Raw genomic sequence first — 1786 nt, 5'->3', positions numbered from 1 at the left:
CGGCGGCAGCGTCAGATGTGTATAAGGGACAGGCCGTGCACGGGGCGGGCGGTACGGCCGACCGGATAGCGTCGTGATCGGCTGCCGGCGGGGTGGCCGACGGCGGGAGCAGGGGAGGCGGCATGGCCGGGGCGCTTCGGCTCGGTGGGCGGACGTTCGCCCCCGACGAGCTGGTGGTGATGGCGATCGTCAACCGGACGCCGGACTCGTTCTTCGACCGGGGTGCGACCTTCGGCCAGGACAGCGCGCTGCGCGCGGTCGAGCGGGCGGTCACCGAGGGCGCGGAGATCGTCGACATCGGCGGGGTCAAGGCCGGCCCCGGCGCCGAGGTCGACGTGGCCGAGGAGATCCGCCGCACGGTGGACACCATCGCCGCCGTCCGGGCTGCCTTTCCCGACCTGGTGATCTCGATCGACACCTGGCGGGCCGAGGTGGCGGTGGAGGCGGTGGCCGCCGGGGCGGACCTGCTCAACGACACCTGGTCCGGGGCGGATCCGGCCCTGGCCGAGGTGGCGGCCCGGACCGGTGCCGGCCTGGTCTGCTCGCACGCCGGCGGGCTGACGCCCCGGACCCGGCCGCACCGGGCGGCTTTCGACGACGTGGTGGCCAACGTGGTCACGACGGTGACCGGGCTCGCCGAGCGCGCGGTCGCGCTGGGCGTACGGCGGGACGGGATCCTGATCGACCCGGCGCACGACTTCGGCAAGAACACCCATCACTCGCTGGAGATCACCCGACGGCTCGACGAACTCACCGGCACCGGCTGGCCGCTGCTGGTCGCCCTGTCGAACAAGGACTTCGTCGGGGAGACGCTGGACCTGCCGGTCGCCGAACGGCTGGAGGGCACGCTGGCCGCCACCGCCGTCTCGGCCTGGCTCGGCGCCCGGGTGTTCCGCGCGCACCAGGTCCGCCCCACCCGCCGGGTGCTCGACATGGTCGCCTCGATCCGGGGCGACCGGCCGCCCACGCTGACCCGGCGCGGCCTGGCCTGACCGGCTCCGCCCGGCCCGGGGGCGCCGCGCCGACATGGCGCCGGGCCGGGGCCGCTGACGCGGGCCGAGGCCGCAGCCGGGGACCCGGCCGCCGGCCTGACGCGTGCGGCGGCCCGCGAGGTCAGGTCCAGCGCAGGATGTTCTTCCGCCAGGCGTAGAGGATGCCCAGCGCCAGCACCGTCACGAAGACCGCCATCTCGACGACGGTCACCAGGCCGAAGCCCGGCCGGTCGAAGACCACCGCCCAGGGGAAGAGGAACACCGCCTCGACCGCGAACAGCACGTACAGGTACGCGTACACGTAGTAGCGGATCTGCATCTGGGCCCAGTCGCCACCCACCGGATCAAGCCCGCACTCATAACTGGTGCGCTTGCCGAAGGGGTCAGCCGGACGGGCGGGACGTAACACCCGATTGGCCGAGAACGCAGTACCGAAAAAGAGGACGCTGGCGAGCAGCAACAGCCCGAGCGTCGCGTACGAGCCCAGGTAACCGGTCACGGTCGGTCAGCCTACCGTCCCGGCGGACGGGCCGTACCGAACACGTTACGGACTTGTTCCCTGCGGACTAGCGCCTCCAGACAACCGTTGCCCCGTAACTCATCACCGGAGGACAGATGGCCCGTGTCGACGCACGGCCCCGCCGGCGAACGCCTGACCGGCGTGCCGCGCCGCTGCTGGTGATCTCGTTCGTGATCGCGCTGACCCTCGCCGCGCTGCCGGGTTGGGCGATCCCCGCCCCGGCCGCCGCCCCGGCCGCCGCGCTCGGCCCCGAGCCGGCGGCCGGGGCGGCGGC

At 73.7% G+C, this 1786-nt stretch carries 2 protein-coding genes; one reads left to right on the top strand and one right to left on the bottom strand.

The annotated features are described in order from the left end of the window. The first annotated feature begins 122 nt into the window (after positions 1-122). The gene (folP, locus tag C1I99_RS31415; RefSeq protein WP_111137756.1) at positions 123-992 is read left to right on the top strand and encodes a dihydropteroate synthase; all 870 of its coding nucleotides are present in this window, start codon (positions 123-125) and stop codon (positions 990-992) included. 121 nt (positions 993-1113) lie between these two features. Here the strand turns inward: folP and ndhC are convergent, their stop codons facing one another. Further along, positions 1114-1491 (bottom strand): NADH-quinone oxidoreductase subunit A, encoded by a 378-nt coding sequence (ndhC, locus tag C1I99_RS31410; protein WP_111137755.1) that lies wholly within the window; start codon positions 1489-1491, stop codon positions 1114-1116. Positions 1492-1786 lie beyond the last annotated feature (295 nt).

Origin of the sequence: Micromonospora deserti (genome assembly GCF_003236335.1) — a bacterium.
GTDB classification, from domain to species: Bacteria; Actinomycetota; Actinomycetes; order Mycobacteriales; family Micromonosporaceae; genus Micromonospora; species Micromonospora deserti.
Note: the sequence above shows the minus strand (reverse complement) of the source record. Positions and strands in the feature narration are given on the sequence as shown.

Coding starts and splice junctions, on each gene's coding strand:
- folP (WP_111137756.1), top strand. CDS start 123: ATGGCCGGGGCGCTTCGGCTCGGTGGGCGGACGTTCGCCCCCGACGAG.